Raw genomic sequence first — 15,312 nt, 5'->3', positions numbered from 1 at the left:
AAAAGGAAGAGTCAGAGCAACTCAACCCTAATAGCTGTCGCTGCGGCAGTCTTGAGATCGGACAAGCTCGGCGCTTCGCCACTGTTCAGTTCATTGCGCCTGCTTGTCGTGCTGCAATGACACGGGCATCGGGCCGCGCAGCGCATTGCATACGACCAGCCCTTCCGCGCGCTTCAGATCATCCAGCGTCAGCCTAGCCTCCCGTGCGGCCCATGCCGGATCGTCCAGCAGCACGCTGCGCATCACGCCGGGAAGCACGCCCGCGCCCAGCGGCGGCGTGAGCCAGGCGCCGTCCAGCAGCAGGAACACATTGCTGCGCCCGCCCTCGGTCAGCTCGCCCCGCTCGTTATGGAACAGCATGTCGAATGCACCTTCGGCCTGGGCCGCGCGCCAGGCGCTGTCGTAGCGTTCGCGCAGGCTGGTCTTGTGCCTCAGGAACAACTCGTCGGAGCAGGTCGGCTGCGGCGCGAGCAGCACCGTGGCCGGCCGCGGCCAGGGCGCCAGAGGGCTGGCCGCGATGCTGGCGCTGCCGTCGAAGGCCAGCACCAGCTTCAGAGCATGCGCGCCATCGGGCAGTGCGGCGCAGGCCGCGTCAAGCGCGGCCTGCACTCCCGCTTCGTCATAGCCGAAGCCGAAGTACTGGGCCGACGCCGCCAGCCGGGCAAGGTGGCGCCGCAGATGTGCGCAGCCGCCGTCGCGGCTTGCGCGCATGGTTTCGAACAGGGTGAACGGTTGCGCCAGCCCCGTCAGGAAACGCGCCTTCTGCAGGCACTCCGCATATTCGTCGGCGGCGCGGCTGTCGTGCACGATGCCGGCGCCCACGCCCAGCACGCCGCTGCGCAGGCCGCCCCGGGGCGGCGCCAGCGCCAGCGTGCGGATCGGCACCGACAGGCAAAAGTCGCCGGACGCCTCCAGCCAGCCTATGGCGCCGGTATAGATGCCGCGCGGCGCGTCTTCCAGCTCGCGGATGATCTGCATGGCGCGGCGCTTCGGCGCGCCGGTCACGGAGCCGCAGGGAAAGAGCGCTGCCAGCACCTGGCCCGTGTCCACGTCGGCCCGCCGCGTCGCCGTCACGGTCGACGTCATCTGCAATACCGCGCCGAACCGCTGCACCTGAAACAGGGCCGGCACCCCCACCGAGCCGGTTTCGGCGACCCGGCCGAAGTCATTGCGCAGCAGGTCGACGATCATCAGGTTCTCGGCGCGGGACTTGGGGTCCTGCTGCATGTGCGCCGCGGCCTGCGCGTCGCGCGCGGCGTCGCCGCTGGCCGCGGCCGTGCCCTTCATCGGCTGCGCCGTCAGCCTGCGGCCGGTCTGCCGCATGAACAGCTCGGGCGACAGCGACAGGACCGCCCTGCCGTCCGGCAGCAGCACCAGCGCGCCGTAGGGCACCGGCTGGCGCGCGCGCAGCCGGCGGTACAGCGCCGCCGGCTCGCCCCAGGCGTCGAAATGATAGCGCCAGGTGTAATTGATCTGGTAGGCGTCGCCGGCTTCCAGCCAGGCATGGATGCGCGCGATGGCGCGGGAAAAGTGTGCCGCGTCCTCGCCGGCGCGCAGTCCCGCGATGCCGGCCGGCGCGTCGCCGGCCCTCTGCGCCAGCCAGGCGTCCGCCTGGTCGGCGCTCAGCATGCGGCATGCCGAAAAAAGCAGCACTTGCGCACCCGTCCCGGACGGTGGCCGCGGCGCGATGCGATGCAGGCCTTTCCCGAGTTCGTAGTCGCACAGCAGCACCGCGTGCAAACCGCGCGCCAGCGCCTGCTGCGCGTGCTGCAGCAGCGCGTCCAGGCCAGCCGCATCGGCGGAGACCAGGGTCTGGACATGCCCGGTGTAGAGCCGGGAGGTCGGCGCCTCCGGGCTGGCATGACAGTCGTCGAGCAGGACGCAGCAGTCGTGCTGCGGGGATGCCTGGTCCACCGTGGCGTCGCCTGGCGTCAGGTCTTGGGCAGGGTCACGCCGGTCTGGCCCTGGTACTTGCCGCCGCGGTCGCGATAGGAGGTTTCGCAGATTTCATCGCTCTCGAAGAAAAGCACCTGGGCGCAGCCTTCGCCGGCATAGATCTTGGCCGGCAGCGGCGTGGTATTGGAAAACTCCAGCGTCACGTAGCCTTCCCATTCCGGCTCGAACGGCGTCACGTTGACGATGATGCCGCAGCGCGCGTAGGTCGACTTGCCCAGGCAGATGGTCAGCACGCTGCGCGGTATGCGGAAATATTCGATGGTGCGGGCCAGCGCGAACGAGTTCGGCGGAATGATGCAGACGTCGCTCTTGATGTCGACGAAGGAGTTTTCATCGAAGTTCTTCGGGTCGACGATGGTGCTGTTGATATTGGTGAAGATCTTGAATTCGTCCGCGCAGCGGATGTCGTAGCCGTAGGACGAGGTGCCGTAGGAGACGATCTTCTGGCCGCTGGCGTTGGTGCGCACCTGGCCCGGCTCGAACGGTTCGATCATGCCGGTCTGTTCGGCCATGCGGCGTATCCACTTGTCGGATTTGATGGTCATGTGCGTGCTGTCGGGTGGGTGAAGGAATAGCGCGGAATTTTACGCGAATGCGGACGGCTTCGGATCAACGATTCCTGGCAGGCATTCATCGCTGGCGCCAGGCATGGTGGCAGCGGGAGGTAATCGTCCAGGCCAAACGGTGTTTAACAGGCAGGCATGGCATTGCGGGTATCCGCGCGGATCCGATCCGCGGCAGGCCTAACGCATCGGCGGCGCTGCCCGGATGACGGCCGGGATGCCCGGAACGGGATCTGGCCGGGAGAGCCCCCATGGCGCCGGACGTGTCGCCGCCGCCGGCGACTCCGCCCTGCCCGCTTCCTCTGCCTGGTTCACTGCCAGTCCTGCTTCCGTTACCTGGACGGGCTCCGGATTCTCGACAAGGGCGTAATTATCTGCCGGCGCCTGGGCCGTTCGCGGGAAGTCGACACGCAGGTCGCCATGTTCGATGGACAGGATGATATTGAATCGATGTACTTCTTTCAGCGTGACACCCGCTTGTAGTTGCCCACCAAGTCTCACCACAGCCGCAGGCTCCCTATTGACGGAAATAATGGCCATGCGATCGGTAATCGCGCCCGAAAAAATCACCCCGGTCAGCTTGTAGTCGCGGCGCGTCAGCATCTCGACACGTTTCCCGAAGAGATTCCGGGCAGCAGTGACGTCAAGCGATGATTGCGCTTCCCGGGGGATGACAGCCAAGGGCAAGGACGCCGGCTTTGAAAAGTGGCTGAACCAGTAATTTCCGGAAGCGAAAATTGCGGCAATCAGCATACCAGTAGCCAATAGGCGAACACATTTCATTTCACTCCCTAGCCATTTCCAGTTTGAAGTTCGATCACTCCAATTAGATCGATTGCGTAGTGATAACCGAACGCACCAATTTCACTTTGTGCGATCAGTAAATTAATAAGACGGTATTTGAATCGGCACGGGAAAAAGATCGTTGAACGCCAAATTTATTTTATCCAAATCCTATCTTAACGCAGGAAATAGGAGTTAAATAGATAAATGGATAAGCGATATTTTGTTAAATAACTAGCATACTTTATGCTGGCGGCAATACTTAATGCCGGATGCAATACGGTGATGCCATTTATATAATGAGAATGATCGATTAACGATCACTTTAGCTTAGCAAAAGTCGTTATTAAAAACCAAGCCAAGTCGCTATTTTAAATTTAATTATTGGAGAGTAATCATGTTCAAAAAAACCCTGCCTATCCTTGCCCTGTTTCTCTCGTCCGCCGCCATGGCAGCGGATACAACGGTGAACGTAACCGATTTTTATGCTGATCCAAATGACGTGATTATCGGTGGCACCAAGTCATCGACATGCGGCGGCAGCTTGTACAACGTACCAAGATCCAATACCAATTTTCGTGAAGTGTTTGATCTAGCCCTGGCAGCAAAACTTGCTTCTCGCCAGGTAAGGCTTTATTACACCAGTTGCCAGGGAGACCGGGCAATCATCACGCATGTCATGCTGGTGAATTGACGCACCGGCAATACCAGCGTTTTCGTCGAGATTCATTTCCGCAAAATTGCCTTCTTCAACAGAGAAATTTGTCGAAGGCATATACTCATCGAAGGAATAAACATGTTTTCCAAAAAATTTTCGCGAAAGACGCGGACGCTTTCAGCGGGCATGCCTATTCTTGGGGCGGTCCTGCTTTGCATGATGATGGTTAATCCGGCACAGGCAGCACGGGCCATTGTCACCAAGATCGCGCTGGCCTATGGCAATACGACACCTGGGGGTGAAAAGCTTTCAGGCTCGGTGGACGAAGCGTTGTCGGGGGCGGGTTACAGCGCCGTAGAATCGTTTAATTACCTGGATACGACTTCTTCGGAAAGCTTCGAACCGAAAGACCACACGCAGAGCATTGTGCGGACGCACAAGCTGGATGACGGTACGTCTCGCGTGTTCATCAGCAATGCTGAAAATGTCAATAATGAGAGCAAACAATGGGCCTCGCCTTTCTCGAAACCGACAGGCGATCGAGGGTCGATCATGGGTTTCAAAGTGCCTGCCAGCCGTCTCGACGCCAATAGTGGAATGTTGAAAGCAGGATCGGCACCATTCACCAGGGAACTTAGTCAATCACTTAATAACACGTTCGCCGGATTTCCAGATGAAACACATCCGTCGAGCCTGGCCTGGCTCCCGGACTCCTCCGGCCCTGGTAGTAAGGGAGGGTATCTGTTTGCAACGTTTGAATATAACGGCAGATCGATGGTTGCTTATTACTGGAATCGGGAAAACCCCTATGTTCTGGAAAACCTGCGAGAATTTAAATTCTCGAGCGATACAGCGTTGCCCCGATTTGTTTCAATCATAAAAAATAAGGGCATGTATAGGCTTATGGTTAGTGATAGCGGACATTCAGAGTTTTATCAAGCCTTACCCATGGAATTATTTAACGGGCGAAATCGCATTAACTTCGAAGCTTTCCGCCGAACAAATGATCTAAATGTTGACAATAACAAGCTGCCAGCAGATAGCAGCACGCCAGACGGCTCCCGACGCGCATTCGGCCAGAATGTCTACTTCATCCAGGACAAAGACGAAAATCTTTTCCTCGTTGGATACCAGAATCAAAATGAGCTGGCAAATGGAAAAGACCGGGCATTCCTACATCCGGTAACAGTGGACAATGCGACCGGCAGTGTCACAGTCGATTCTGTAAGTGCCATTTACAATTACCCTTCGCCGACGGAGGGACCGGTCGCGGCAATGATTGGTACCTCTGTTGGTGGCCTATTCGGCGGGATACTGGGTGACAAGTATTTACCGGGATATCTCGTTCCCAATTGCGAAGCCGGCTGTAGTCATTGGGTAAGCCCGTCTGGCAAGTTTGAATTGAATAAAGTAGCGCATTACTCAACGCTATTTGGCACCGATTGGCAAACCATTATTGAATCGCGACACCGTTAGGACACGGATTTAGACGGGTTAATGGACTCAGGCTGGGCGTAAATACCTATGGCAAGCCGCGACGGCGATTTCACGTTTCCGCAGCCGTGCCACGCGACGCCGGATTACAGTGCCTGATGAGGTGGCGGACAGCGGAAGCGTTAGCTGGCACAGGAAGTAAGCAGGCGTGGGTCAGGCGGCTGGCGTATTGTTTTCATCCGCGAAGTCAGCGACGCCTGGCCAACTGGCGGAATTCATTGCGAGAGACACTTCAGAAAGTTACATGGGGTAGATACAAGTCACCCTCCGTCAGGGCTGGTGCGCCACTTCTCGCGAAATAGCGCGGCGAGTCTCATGGATGAGGCACAGATCACCACGACTGAAGACCGCGATAGCAAATAGCGGTTTTGACGCGACATCGCTGCTTTCTCTACGCTTTATCCAACGCGCGATGGAGGAGCGATAGAGACCAGGTTAAACAGCGAAAGACCGCGCTAGCACATGGCAATGGCCCTATTCGCCAACCGCGACAAGCACCATCCTCGCTGCCGGCGCAATCACCTGCCTCCGTTACCGTATATTCACCTCGACCCGCCGGTTGCGCGGCTCCGCCACATTGTCGGCGGTAGGCACCAGCAGGTTGCGTTTTCCGTGGGACACGATGCTCAGTTCCAGCGCCTGCAGGCCGGTCCGCTGCAGCATCGACGCGATCGAGCGCGCCCGCATCAGGCCCAGCTTTTCGTTGGATGCGTCATCCCCCACCGTGTCGGTATGGCCGATGATGGACACCGCCGCGGCGCCGCGCTGGCGCACATCTTCCAGCACCACCGGGATGAAGTTCGCCGACTCCGTGGTGAGGCTGGTGCCGCCGGTATTGAAATAGAACTGGTAGCGCGCCGGCAGCGCCGGCTGTGCGTCCCGAGCGGCAGCGAAGTCGGCTTGCAGGCGGGCGGCCTCGACGTCGAATGGCGCGCCGTTCGCACCGTCCATCGTCACGCCCTGGTTCTTGCGATTCACCAGCTGGCCGCCGCGGCCGCTGTCGACGATGATCGCCCCGGTGCTGCCATCGGGGCTTTCCACCAGCACCACGTAGGACTTCGACGCGCAGCCTGCAAGGGCGACGCTGGCCGCCAGGACCAGCGCGCCGGAAAGCCTGGCCAGCATCAGCCGTCCACCTTCACCAGGAAATGGGTGCCGCGCACGCCGATGGTGCCGGTCGGCGTCTGCACCTGCACCGCTTCGGGCTTGAGCTTGGCGATCACGCCGGAAATGAAGTTCATCGTCCCGCGGGTGATGCTGGCGGTCAGCTTCAGTTCATTGCGGGCGGGCGCGAACAAAAATTCGGCGACGCGCAGTTCGCTGTTCGGTCCGAAGGACATCACGGTGTTGTCCTTTAGCGTCACGCCCATGGACCCGGCCGGGCCGGTGCGCAGCGTCGAACCCTGCAGCAGCGGCGTGCCGACCTCCGCGGGAACGGCCTTGCCGTCATTGACGACGGTCGCTTCGCCGCTGACCTTCATCACATAGCCGATTGCGCCGGTCTCCTGCGCGACGGCGGGCGCCGTTGCGCAGGCCAGTGCCATCGCGATCGCCATCGTCCTTGTCACCGCGGTGGCTGCCAGCCGCATTTTCCGTCCCGTTTTCAACATCGCGCTCCCCCTAGTTGTTGCCCAGAAACAATCAAACTCCAAATTAATTTCCATACTGCAATACAATGCTACATTATTCCTTACACGAAAACTATTCTTTTGCGATCCAATCATGCAAATGCCAGCAACGCTACGTGACCCCTGCACCTTGCCGCGCGCGGCCGCCCCGCTGATGCAGCAAAGCCTGACCGAAGTGCGCGAGCAGCTGGCCAGCCTGGTGGAAAACGGCCTGCTGCTGGCGTCGGAGCGGGACCGCGACAAGCTGCTGCGGCATATCCTGATGGCGGGCAAGCGCATCTGCAATGCGGACGCGGCGACGCTCTATTTGAAGACCGAGGGCGGCGGGCTGCGCTTTGCGCTGCGCTCGCGCTCCGACCACCTGCCCTCGGTTGAAATCCCGCTGATCGACCCGCACACCGGGCGGCCCGACGAACGCCATGTCTGCACCAACGTCGCATTGAACAACAAGAGCGTGTTCATCGACGACGTCTACACCGAGTCCCGCTTCGACCTGAGCGGCACCCGGCACTTCGACCTGGAAACGGGCTACCGCACGGTGTCGATGCTGGCCGTGCCGATGGCGCCGCGCGGCGGCGAGGTCATCGGCGTGCTGCAGTTCATCAATGCGACCGACCGGCAGAGCGGTCAGGTGGTCGCCTTCAGCCGGCAGGATACGAGTTTCGTCGAGGCGCTGGCCGCCCAGGCCGCGGTGGCTCTGGAGAACCATCACCTGATGGCGGCGCAGAATGAGCTGATCGACGCGATGGTGCGCATCCTGGCGGGCGCCATCGACGCCAAGAGCGCCCATACCGGCGGCCACTGCGAACGCGTGCCGCAGCTGGCGATGATGCTGGCCGAGGAAGCCTGCGGCGTCGACAGCGGCCCGCTGGCCGATTTCCGCTTCGCCAGCGCCGACGAATGGCGGGAATTCCGCATCGGCGCCTGGCTGCACGACTGCGGCAAGATCACCACGCCGGAACACATCGTCGAGAAGGCGACCAAGCTCGAAGTCATCCACAATCGCATCCATGAAGTGCGGCTGCGCTTCGAGATCCTGCGGCGCGACGCCGAGATCGCGCGGCTGCAGGCCAGGCTGGACGGCGTCGACGCGGCCGTGGCCGACGCCGCCTTCGCGGCCAGCGTGCGCGAGCTGGAAGACGATTTCGCCTTCGTCGCCGGCTGCAATATCGGCGGCGAGACCCTGGCCGCTTCCGCGGTCGAGCGGCTGCATGCGATCGCCGGCCGCACCTGGCTGCGCCATTTCGACGACCGGCTGGGCCTGTCCAACGAGGAGCTGTCGCGGGTCTCGCTGCTGCCGCCGGCCCCGCTGCCGGCGCAGGAACGGCTGCTGGCCGACAAGCCGCATCACCTGATCCCGCGCCCGGCAAGCCCGGGCCTGGACCCGGCCTACGGCTTCAGGATGAAGGTGCCGGAACACCTGTACAACCAGGGCGAGCTGTACAACCTGTGCGTCTCGCGCGGCACGCTGACCGCCGAGGACCGCTACAAGATCAACGAACACATCATGCAGACCATCGTCATGCTGGAACAGCTGCCGCTGCCGAAAAATTTGCGCCGCGTGCCGGAATATGCGGGCACGCATCACGAGACGCTGAGCGGCAGCGGCTATCCGCGCGGCCTGGGACAGGAAGACCTGTCGGTGCCGGCGCGCATCATGGCCATTGCCGACATCTTCGAGGCGCTGACCGCCTGCGACCGCCCGTACAAGAAGGCCAAGACGCTGTCGGAGTCGATCGCCATCCTCGCCCACCTGAAGCAGATCGGGCATATCGACCCGGACCTGTTCGACCTCTTCCTGAGCACCGGCCTGTACCGCCGCTACGGCGAGCGCTACCTGAAGCCCGAGCAGATGGACGATGTCGACGTCGCCGCCTTCATCGGAAACACCGGAAAGCGCGCATGAGCATGGCTGCGCTGCTGGATCATCCGCCGTTCCGGATGACGGCCGACATGGACCCGTTCGCGGCGGCCCGCGACATCGTCGCCGCCTTCGACACGCTCGCGGCGACGCCGGCGCCGCTGGCGCAGGCGTTCACGCTGGCGATGCAGGTCACCGCCGTGGCGCCTGCGGATCCGCTGCACCGCGCAGGCATGGCGGCCGCGCGGGACATCGACGCCGGCATCGGCGCCGGCATGGCCAATGGCTACCACAACGCCCGCCACTACCGCGAGGTGCTGCTGTGCACGCTGGCGATAGCCCAGCTGGCGGCGCTTGCAAGGGAGGAACAGGCGCTGCTGCTGCTGGCGGCGCTGCTGCACGACTTCCACCACGATGGCGGGCGGCGGCTCTACCCGTTCCAGCATGAACTGTGCTCGATCGAGGCCGCATCTCCCTACCTGGCAGCCGCCGGCGTCGCCGCAGCCGACCGGGCGGTGCTGGCGACGCTGATCCTGGCGACCGAAAGCGCGTGCGGCGTGCCGCTGGCGCGCTGCTGCCACGACTGGCACAGCGGCATCGTGACGCCGCCGGCGGCGCCGCCGCGGCCGGAACTGGCCAGCCTCGTGACCCGGCCGCGGCTGGCGCTGATGGCCGCCGCGCTGACCGAGGCCGACGTGCTGCCGTCGGTGGCCCTGACGCCAGCCCATGCCGCGCTGACCACCGCCCGGCTGGAAGCGGAATGGAACACCGTGCTCGGCGCGTCCGGCAAGGTCGAGTTCATCGACCGCCATGTCGGCGCCTTGCAGGTCGCGCGCTTCTTCCAGCCCAACCTGCGCCGGGTCCGGCAGGCCAGCCTGGCGTGACGCTCCTTGCGCGATACGGGATGGCAGGCATCCTGTCGTTTAACATTTCCATTGTCCACTAAGCCTTTTTCGTTATAATTTGCTAAGTTCTTTTCCAGAAAATGCACGGATTCCCCGCAGGCGACCAGGGACATCCCGCTGGAAAAATTTATCAATTCGAACAAGGACGGACGATGAGTCGTCTATTTTCCCGGCTCGAAACCATGGGCCAGGAGCCGAGCGAAATTCCATCGCCGGCGTTTCCTGCCGGGGCTGACCGTCAGGATCCGCCGCACGCGACCGTTGCCGCAGCTATCTCCGCGCCGGGTGACGCCGGCCCGCCCGCGATGCGGCCGCTGGTGCCGGGCTATGCGATCTCCTCCAGCATTGCAATGCCGCAGTCCGGTCCGGCGCAGCCAAGGCCGGCCTGGCCGGTCAGGCTCTGGTTTGCGTCGCTGCTGATACTGGTCGGCGCATCGCTGGCGATCCTGGCGATGCCGGAACGGCTGCTGCCGTTGGCGGCGCGGCCGGCGCCAGCGGCCACCGAACCCACGCCGGCGGCCGCTTCCGCCGCACCGGCTTCCACTGCACCTGCTTCCGCCGTCCCAGTCCCTGCCGTCCCAACGCCTGCCCCCGCGCCGACCGTTCGCAAGATCCCCGCTCCCGCCGCGCCGCTTGCGGCGGCTCCGGCCCCACGTGCGCCCGCGCGTGCAGCCCCCGCCGCTGCCGCTGCCGCCGCGAGCGAACGCCCGACGCCGCCGGTCGCCCGCAACGTCGTCGCCGCGCCCGCAGCCGCCGCGCTTGCCGTGCCGCCACTGCCTGCCGAAAACGCCGCCTGCAGCGAAGCGATGCGCGCGATGAACCTGTGCAGCAAGTCTTCCCCATAACTACCGGAGCCGCCCATGAAACGTTACCTCCTGCTCCTCCTGATGCTGGGCCTGCCGCCGACCGCGGCGCTCGCCCGGGCGGAATACAAGATCGTCACCGCATCGGAGCGCGGCACCTATATACAGATAGGCCGCGACCTCGCCAAGTTCGTGGCCGAACCGGCCGACATCAACCTGGAAGTGCTGCCGTCCAAGGGATCGGCGGACAACGTCGCGCGGCTGCGCGACGAAGCCGGCGTGAAGTTCGCGCTGGTGCAGTCCGACGTCTACCAGGCGTTCCTCGACCAGGCGGCAAGCGGCAACCGCGCCGCCGGCCGCATCATCCGTCCGCTGCGGGTGGTCATGCCGCTGTACAACGAGGAAATCTATTTCGTCGTCCGCGCCGATTCCCCGCTCAACTACATCCATGAAATCAAGGACAAGAAGCTCAGCATCGGCCCGGTGGGCAGCGGCACCGCGCTGTCGGCGACCACGCTCTACCGGCTGATGTTCGAGCAGCCGCTGCCGGAAAGCAATGCGACCTATGTCAGCAACGAGGAAGCGCTGATCAGGCTGACGACCGACAAGTCGGTGGATGTCGCCGTCATCGTCGCGGGCCAGCCGGCCAAGCTGTTCGCCGACATGAAGCCGGAAGCGCGCCAGTTCATCAAGCTGCTCAAGCTCGACGACAAGGCCAGGGAAAGCAAACGCGCCGTCGAGACCTACTACCCGGCGGCGATCCGTCCGTCGAGCTACCCGAACTGGATCACCGAGGAAGTGCCGACGCTGACCGTGAAGGCTTTCCTGGTCACCTATGACTACAACCTCGAGCACACCACGCGCTACCTGAACGCATTCGCCGATTCCCTGTGCCGCAACTTCGACACGCTGCAGTCGCAGGGCCATGCGAAGTGGAAGGAAGTCAAGCTGGAACTGCCGGCGCTGGGCAAGGGCTGGAGCTATTACCCGCCGATGGAACGGGCGATGCGCAACTGCATCGCGCAGCAGGGCGCCGGGGCGCCGGCCGGCCTGCGGCAGTCGCGCCCGGCAGGACCGGCGGCGCGCAGCTGCACGCAGCAGGAAAAGGTGATGGGGCTGTGTGGAAGCTGAGATGCGCGTGGACGGCTGGGCGGCGATGATCGCATTGCTGCGCAATGGCGCGGACCTGACCGGGCTGTGCCTGCTGACCGCGCTGCTCGCCATCAGCGCCTGGACCTGCCTGCGCCCGCAGCCCGTGCCGCGGCAGTCCAGGCCGGCGGCCGGCCAGACATTCGGCTTCTATTTGCTGCTGTGCGCCATCGCCGCGCCGCTGCTGATGTTTGCAAGCCTGGCGCTGGGCCTGGGCCTGCTGCAGAAGGCGCAGCCGCTGGCCGCGGCCTCGATGCACTGGAAGCCTTACCGTAGCCTGCTATGGGTGCTCTATGGACTGGTCGGCGCGCAGCAGTTGTTTGCATTGCAGCGGCTGGGCTTCTGGCCGGCGTCGTCGACGCGCCGGCTGGCGCCGCTGGCAATCACCGCGCTGCTGCTGATTCCGCTGGCGATGGCGGCCGGCCTGCTGGCGCTGGACCGTTTCTATTTCCAGCAGCCGGGCCTGCTCAACGCGGCCGTGCTTGCCGCCGCACTGGCCGCCGTCAGCGGCATTCTGCTGTGGCTGCCCGCGCAGCTGCTCGCGACGCGCGGGGACACGGCGCCTGGCGCCGAGCCGGCGTCGCCCGGCGCGTCGGCGCACGATCATCCATCGCAGGCGGCTGCCGCGCCGGCGACGCAGCCGGACGGCCTTGCCGGCCGGTTCGACAGCGCCCGGGAAATGGAGCGGCAGCTCAATGAACTGGCCGCGCTGCTGGAGCAGGAAAAACGCGAAGCGGAACACCACAGCCATCGCGAATTGCTGGAAAAGGACAAGGCGCTGCAGGAGACGACGATACAGCAGCAGGTCCACGAGCAGAAATTCCTGTTCGAAAGCGGCCTGCCCTGCAATCTCGGCACGCTGGTCAACGGCCTCATCATCCTCGACCAGCCGCTGGACCTGCGCGACCACGTGCGCGGCGACAGCCTGCTGCATGCGGTGGTACGGGACGGCAGGCACCTTCTCGCGCAGCAACTGATCGACAATGGCGCACCGCTGGCCACGCTGAACTGGGCCGGCCTGCCGCCGCGCGCCTGCACCCACGACCCGGCCATGCTCGACCTGCTGGACGCCGCGGCCGGGGCCGCCAAATAAAAACGCCCTGCGATGCAGGGCGTTGTCGGGGCCAGTAAGATCAGCGGCGATTAACGCTGGCCGCTTACCCGTTCCCAGCCGTGGCGCACGGCGGCCTTGAAGTTTTCCCAGGTGCTGTTGGGATAGCGGGTCTGCCAGTCATTGCGCGCATCGGACTCGATCTCGTCCCACGAACGTCCCTTGTAGCGGGTGTCCGCGCCCAGCGTCGAACCGTAGCGGTAGGCCGGCGCATAGTCGTCGTAGCTGCCGCCCATGCTGGCGTAACGGGTGTTCCAGTCGCTGCGGAACGCGTCGTCATAGTCCGCCGACGTATTGGTGGCGGCCATGTTGTCGGCAGTGGTGCCCATCATGCTGCCGCTGATGCCGGCGCCGGTGTTCCTGCCGTCGTTCTGCACATCGACGACGGTCTTGCGCACGGTGTCGCTGACCTGCTCGGTACGCTCGGTTGCAGTCTTGCCCACGCTGACCTCCTCTACCACGCGGGCCGTCTTGTTGACCACGGCTTTTTCCGCCGTCTCGCGCACCTCGATGCTCTCGCCGCCGAAATTGGCCAGGTCGGCTTCCGACGCCGGGCGATCGACCGGACGGCGCTCGATGCTGGCATGTTCCTCGCGGAGCGTGACCGATTCATTGACCGGGGTCTCGACCATGCGCGACACCACCCTCACCGAGCCCAGGTCGACCTGGCGCTTGCCGACTTCCAGCTCTTCCTCGACCACCGGGATCACGCGGGAACGTTCCTGCGCGATTTCGTCGCGGGTATAGGGAGCCGCAGCGGGGCTGTAGCCCTGGTATCCGGACTCCTTCCATTCGGCGACGCGCTTCTCGATGTCGACCGCCCCGGTGGCCGCAAGCGCCTCGCGTGCGCTGTCGACGCGGGATTCGTCGGACACCGTGACCGCCACGACCGCGCCGCCGCGGCGCACCGCTTCGGAATAGTGTCCGGCATCGTCCGCGTCCGGTCCGAACAGGTCGGAAAAGAAGTTGCGGACGCTGTCCATGAAGCCGACATCATGGTCGGTCGTGGTGGTGGTCGTTGCGGTCGTGCCGCTGCGCCCTGCTCCGGAAAGGTCCGCGCCATGCGCGCGGACCTGCACATCGTTGGCGGAGAATCCGCGTGAAATCAGCTGCTGTTGCGCACGCTCGGCATGCTCGTACGTGTCGAATACGCCTATGACGGTCTGGTCCATGTTGGTGCTCCTTAGAGTAGCTTGATGGTCTTGCAAATAGTGGGCGATGGGCTATAGCGTGGGTTCGGGCTTCCAGCTCCCGCTTGCCGCGTCATAGCGCTCGACCACCGCTTCTTCGCGCTTCAAGGTAACTTGCTGCCTGCTTGCTTCGGGATTGCGGCGGGTCGTGATACGCACTTCCTCCACCAATACCAGGTGCCGGGTTACGACTTCCTCGAAAATCGGGATGACGAGCGTGTCGCCTTCCTGACGTGGCTGGAACGTGTTTTCCACCACCTTGTTTACCGGCACCCGTGTAACGCTGACTTCCTCCTGCATTAACGTCAGGTCGACCGTGCGGTTTTCCTCGTGGACGATCTTTCTCACCCTTACCGCGCCGGTTTCCACCGGGACCTTGCGAATCTCCAGCTGCTCTTCAAGCACCGGCAGCACGCGCGTCTCGCCTTCGGACAACGTGTTCCCCGCTGCTTGCCGCTGTGCGACGACGCCCGCGGGCGTTTGGTCGTTGTGCTGTGTCATCGCATGCCCCGGAATGGATCAGGAGTTGCATTTTTCTCTATAAACACCGGGCAAGGAATCAGACATACACCCTTATCGGCGTCAGCGCTTTCTTACTTAAAAAGTTGCCAGAAACATCTGGTAACGATGCTTACGCGTATCCATTGGCTTTATGACCGGATTCGCGGTTTAATTAATCATTAACGATGGAGAATGAAATGAAGATCCTGAGCTCTGGACTGATTACCCTGCTGGCCGGCGCGGCGCTGCTGGCGGCTGCGCCGGCAATGGCGCGGGTCGATGTCGATATCAATGTCGGCGTGCCTGGCGCTTATATAGCGCCGGCTCCCTACGGCCCGCCGCCACGCTACCTCGGGCCGCCGGCCTACGTGCAGCCCGGCCCGGTCTATGTGCAGCCGGCACCGGTCTATGTCCAGCCGCGCCCGATCTACCGCGAGGAATGGCGCGGGCATGGGCATCACCATGGCGGCCGCCACTGGGACCGCGACGGCGACGGCGTGCCGAACCGCTACGACCGCCGGCCGAACAACCCGTACCGCTACTGACGCCGCTGTAGCCGACGACCCCGCCGCGCCGGCATCGGCCCGCGGCGGGTTGATGCTATCCGGCTTTCGTTGCAAGCCATCTCCCTTTCCCGGTTGCCTCCTGTACAAGATTGCTGTAAAACAGCAGCGCACCTACAATTCAGGGCGGCGTCCTGCCAAGGCCAG

15 protein-coding genes are annotated in these 15,312 nt (G+C 63.4%); 8 read left to right on the top strand and 7 right to left on the bottom strand.

The features are described 5' to 3' along the window. Window positions 1-90 precede the first annotated feature (90 nt). The 3 genes from QOL82_RS23125 to QOL82_RS23115 form a co-directional block, all read right to left on the bottom strand. Window positions 91-1,914, bottom strand: coding sequence for a chorismate-binding protein (locus QOL82_RS23125; protein ID WP_283444679.1), 1,824 nt, complete (start codon window positions 1,912-1,914; stop codon window positions 91-93). Between the two features lie 17 nt (window positions 1,915-1,931). Continuing rightward, window positions 1,932-2,501, bottom strand: a complete 570-nt coding sequence (gene dcd / locus QOL82_RS23120; protein ID WP_283444678.1) for a dCTP deaminase — start codon at window positions 2,499-2,501, stop codon at window positions 1,932-1,934. A 198-nt stretch (window positions 2,502-2,699) separates the two neighbouring features. Continuing rightward, complete coding sequence (locus tag QOL82_RS23115) at window positions 2,700-3,272, bottom strand: hypothetical protein (RefSeq protein WP_283444677.1); 573 nt, start codon at window positions 3,270-3,272, stop codon at window positions 2,700-2,702. Between the two features lie 427 nt (window positions 3,273-3,699). Between QOL82_RS23115 and QOL82_RS23110 the strand changes: the two genes are divergently transcribed. After that, window positions 3,700-3,996, top strand: coding sequence for a hypothetical protein (locus tag QOL82_RS23110; protein WP_283444676.1), 297 nt, complete (start codon window positions 3,700-3,702; stop codon window positions 3,994-3,996). 102 nt (window positions 3,997-4,098) lie between these two features. After that, window positions 4,099-5,436, top strand: coding sequence for a hypothetical protein (locus QOL82_RS23105; protein WP_283444675.1), 1,338 nt, complete (start codon window positions 4,099-4,101; stop codon window positions 5,434-5,436). 549 nt (window positions 5,437-5,985) lie between these two features. Here QOL82_RS23105 and QOL82_RS23100 read toward each other — a convergent pair. Further along, a complete protein-coding gene (locus tag QOL82_RS23100; RefSeq protein ID WP_283444674.1) occupies window positions 5,986-6,579 on the bottom strand; it encodes an OmpA family protein in 594 nt (197 codons plus the stop codon). Continuing rightward, entirely contained in the window at window positions 6,579-7,043 is a 465-nt protein-coding gene (locus QOL82_RS23095; protein WP_283444673.1) for a FecR family protein, read from the bottom strand. The genes QOL82_RS23100 and QOL82_RS23095 overlap by 1 nt, the downstream gene beginning before the upstream one ends. A gap of 133 nt (window positions 7,044-7,176) precedes the next feature. On the opposite strand from QOL82_RS23095, the gene QOL82_RS23090 reads away from it, so the two are divergent. The 5 genes from QOL82_RS23090 to QOL82_RS23070 all read left to right on the top strand — a co-directional run bounded on the left by QOL82_RS23090 (window position 7,177) and on the right by QOL82_RS23070 (window position 12,893). Continuing rightward, window positions 7,177-8,988 carry an HD domain-containing phosphohydrolase gene (locus QOL82_RS23090; protein WP_283444672.1) on the top strand — a complete coding sequence of 604 codons (1,812 nt, stop codon included), beginning with the start codon at window positions 7,177-7,179 and terminating at the stop codon, window positions 8,986-8,988. Next, on the top strand, window positions 8,985-9,827 hold the full coding sequence (locus QOL82_RS23085; protein WP_283444671.1) for a hypothetical protein: 843 nt from the start codon (window positions 8,985-8,987) through the stop codon (window positions 9,825-9,827). The genes QOL82_RS23090 and QOL82_RS23085 overlap by 4 nt, the downstream gene beginning before the upstream one ends. Window positions 9,828-10,000: 173 nt before the next feature. Beyond that, complete coding sequence (locus QOL82_RS23080; RefSeq protein WP_283444670.1) at window positions 10,001-10,693, top strand: hypothetical protein; 693 nt, start codon at window positions 10,001-10,003, stop codon at window positions 10,691-10,693. Between the two features lie 15 nt (window positions 10,694-10,708). Then, a complete protein-coding gene (locus QOL82_RS23075; protein ID WP_430438528.1) occupies window positions 10,709-11,782 on the top strand; it encodes a TAXI family TRAP transporter solute-binding subunit in 1,074 nt (357 codons plus the stop codon). Continuing rightward, a complete protein-coding gene (locus tag QOL82_RS23070; RefSeq protein ID WP_283444669.1) occupies window positions 11,772-12,893 on the top strand; it encodes a hypothetical protein in 1,122 nt (373 codons plus the stop codon). The genes QOL82_RS23075 and QOL82_RS23070 overlap by 11 nt, the downstream gene beginning before the upstream one ends. A 50-nt stretch (window positions 12,894-12,943) precedes the next feature. Here the strand turns inward: QOL82_RS23070 and QOL82_RS23065 are convergent, their stop codons facing one another. After that, a complete protein-coding gene (locus QOL82_RS23065) occupies window positions 12,944-14,083 on the bottom strand; it encodes a YsnF/AvaK domain-containing protein (protein WP_283444668.1) in 1,140 nt (379 codons plus the stop codon). Window positions 14,084-14,134: 51 nt separating this feature from the next. Further along, window positions 14,135-14,602: a YsnF/AvaK domain-containing protein gene (locus QOL82_RS23060; protein WP_283444667.1), complete on the bottom strand. Its 468-nt coding sequence runs from the start codon at window positions 14,600-14,602 to the stop codon at window positions 14,135-14,137. Window positions 14,603-14,799: 197 nt separating this feature from the next. Between QOL82_RS23060 and QOL82_RS23055 the strand changes: the two genes are divergently transcribed. Next, window positions 14,800-15,147, top strand: a complete 348-nt coding sequence (locus QOL82_RS23055) for a hypothetical protein (RefSeq protein ID WP_283444666.1) — start codon at window positions 14,800-14,802, stop codon at window positions 15,145-15,147. Window positions 15,148-15,312: the final 165 nt, after the last annotated feature.

This window comes from Noviherbaspirillum suwonense (assembly GCF_900182955.1).
GTDB lineage: Bacteria > Pseudomonadota > Gammaproteobacteria > Burkholderiales > Burkholderiaceae_D > Noviherbaspirillum_A > Noviherbaspirillum_A suwonense.
The sequence above is the reverse complement of the archived record's forward strand: the minus strand, read 5'-3'. Positions and strand labels throughout refer to the sequence as shown.

Excerpts from the sequence above, each read along its gene's own strand:
- dcd (WP_283444678.1), bottom strand. The coding sequence starts at position 2,501 with ATGACCATCAAATCCGACAAGTGGATACGCCGCATGGCCGAACAGACC.
- QOL82_RS23115 (WP_283444677.1), bottom strand. The coding sequence starts at position 3,272 with ATGCTGATTGCCGCAATTTTCGCTTCCGGAAATTACTGGTTCAGCCAC.
- QOL82_RS23110 (WP_283444676.1), top strand. The coding sequence starts at position 3,700 with ATGTTCAAAAAAACCCTGCCTATCCTTGCCCTGTTTCTCTCGTCCGCC.
- QOL82_RS23105 (WP_283444675.1), top strand. The coding sequence starts at position 4,099 with ATGTTTTCCAAAAAATTTTCGCGAAAGACGCGGACGCTTTCAGCGGGC.
- QOL82_RS23100 (WP_283444674.1), bottom strand. The coding sequence starts at position 6,579 with ATGCTGGCCAGGCTTTCCGGCGCGCTGGTCCTGGCGGCCAGCGTCGCC.
- QOL82_RS23095 (WP_283444673.1), bottom strand. The coding sequence starts at position 7,043 with ATGCGGCTGGCAGCCACCGCGGTGACAAGGACGATGGCGATCGCGATG.
- QOL82_RS23090 (WP_283444672.1), top strand. The coding sequence starts at position 7,177 with ATGCAAATGCCAGCAACGCTACGTGACCCCTGCACCTTGCCGCGCGCG.
- QOL82_RS23085 (WP_283444671.1), top strand. The coding sequence starts at position 8,985 with ATGAGCATGGCTGCGCTGCTGGATCATCCGCCGTTCCGGATGACGGCC.
- QOL82_RS23080 (WP_283444670.1), top strand. The coding sequence starts at position 10,001 with ATGAGTCGTCTATTTTCCCGGCTCGAAACCATGGGCCAGGAGCCGAGC.
- QOL82_RS23075 (WP_430438528.1), top strand. The coding sequence starts at position 10,709 with ATGAAACGTTACCTCCTGCTCCTCCTGATGCTGGGCCTGCCGCCGACC.
- QOL82_RS23065 (WP_283444668.1), bottom strand. The coding sequence starts at position 14,083 with ATGGACCAGACCGTCATAGGCGTATTCGACACGTACGAGCATGCCGAG.
- QOL82_RS23060 (WP_283444667.1), bottom strand. The coding sequence starts at position 14,602 with ATGACACAGCACAACGACCAAACGCCCGCGGGCGTCGTCGCACAGCGG.
- QOL82_RS23055 (WP_283444666.1), top strand. The coding sequence starts at position 14,800 with ATGAAGATCCTGAGCTCTGGACTGATTACCCTGCTGGCCGGCGCGGCG.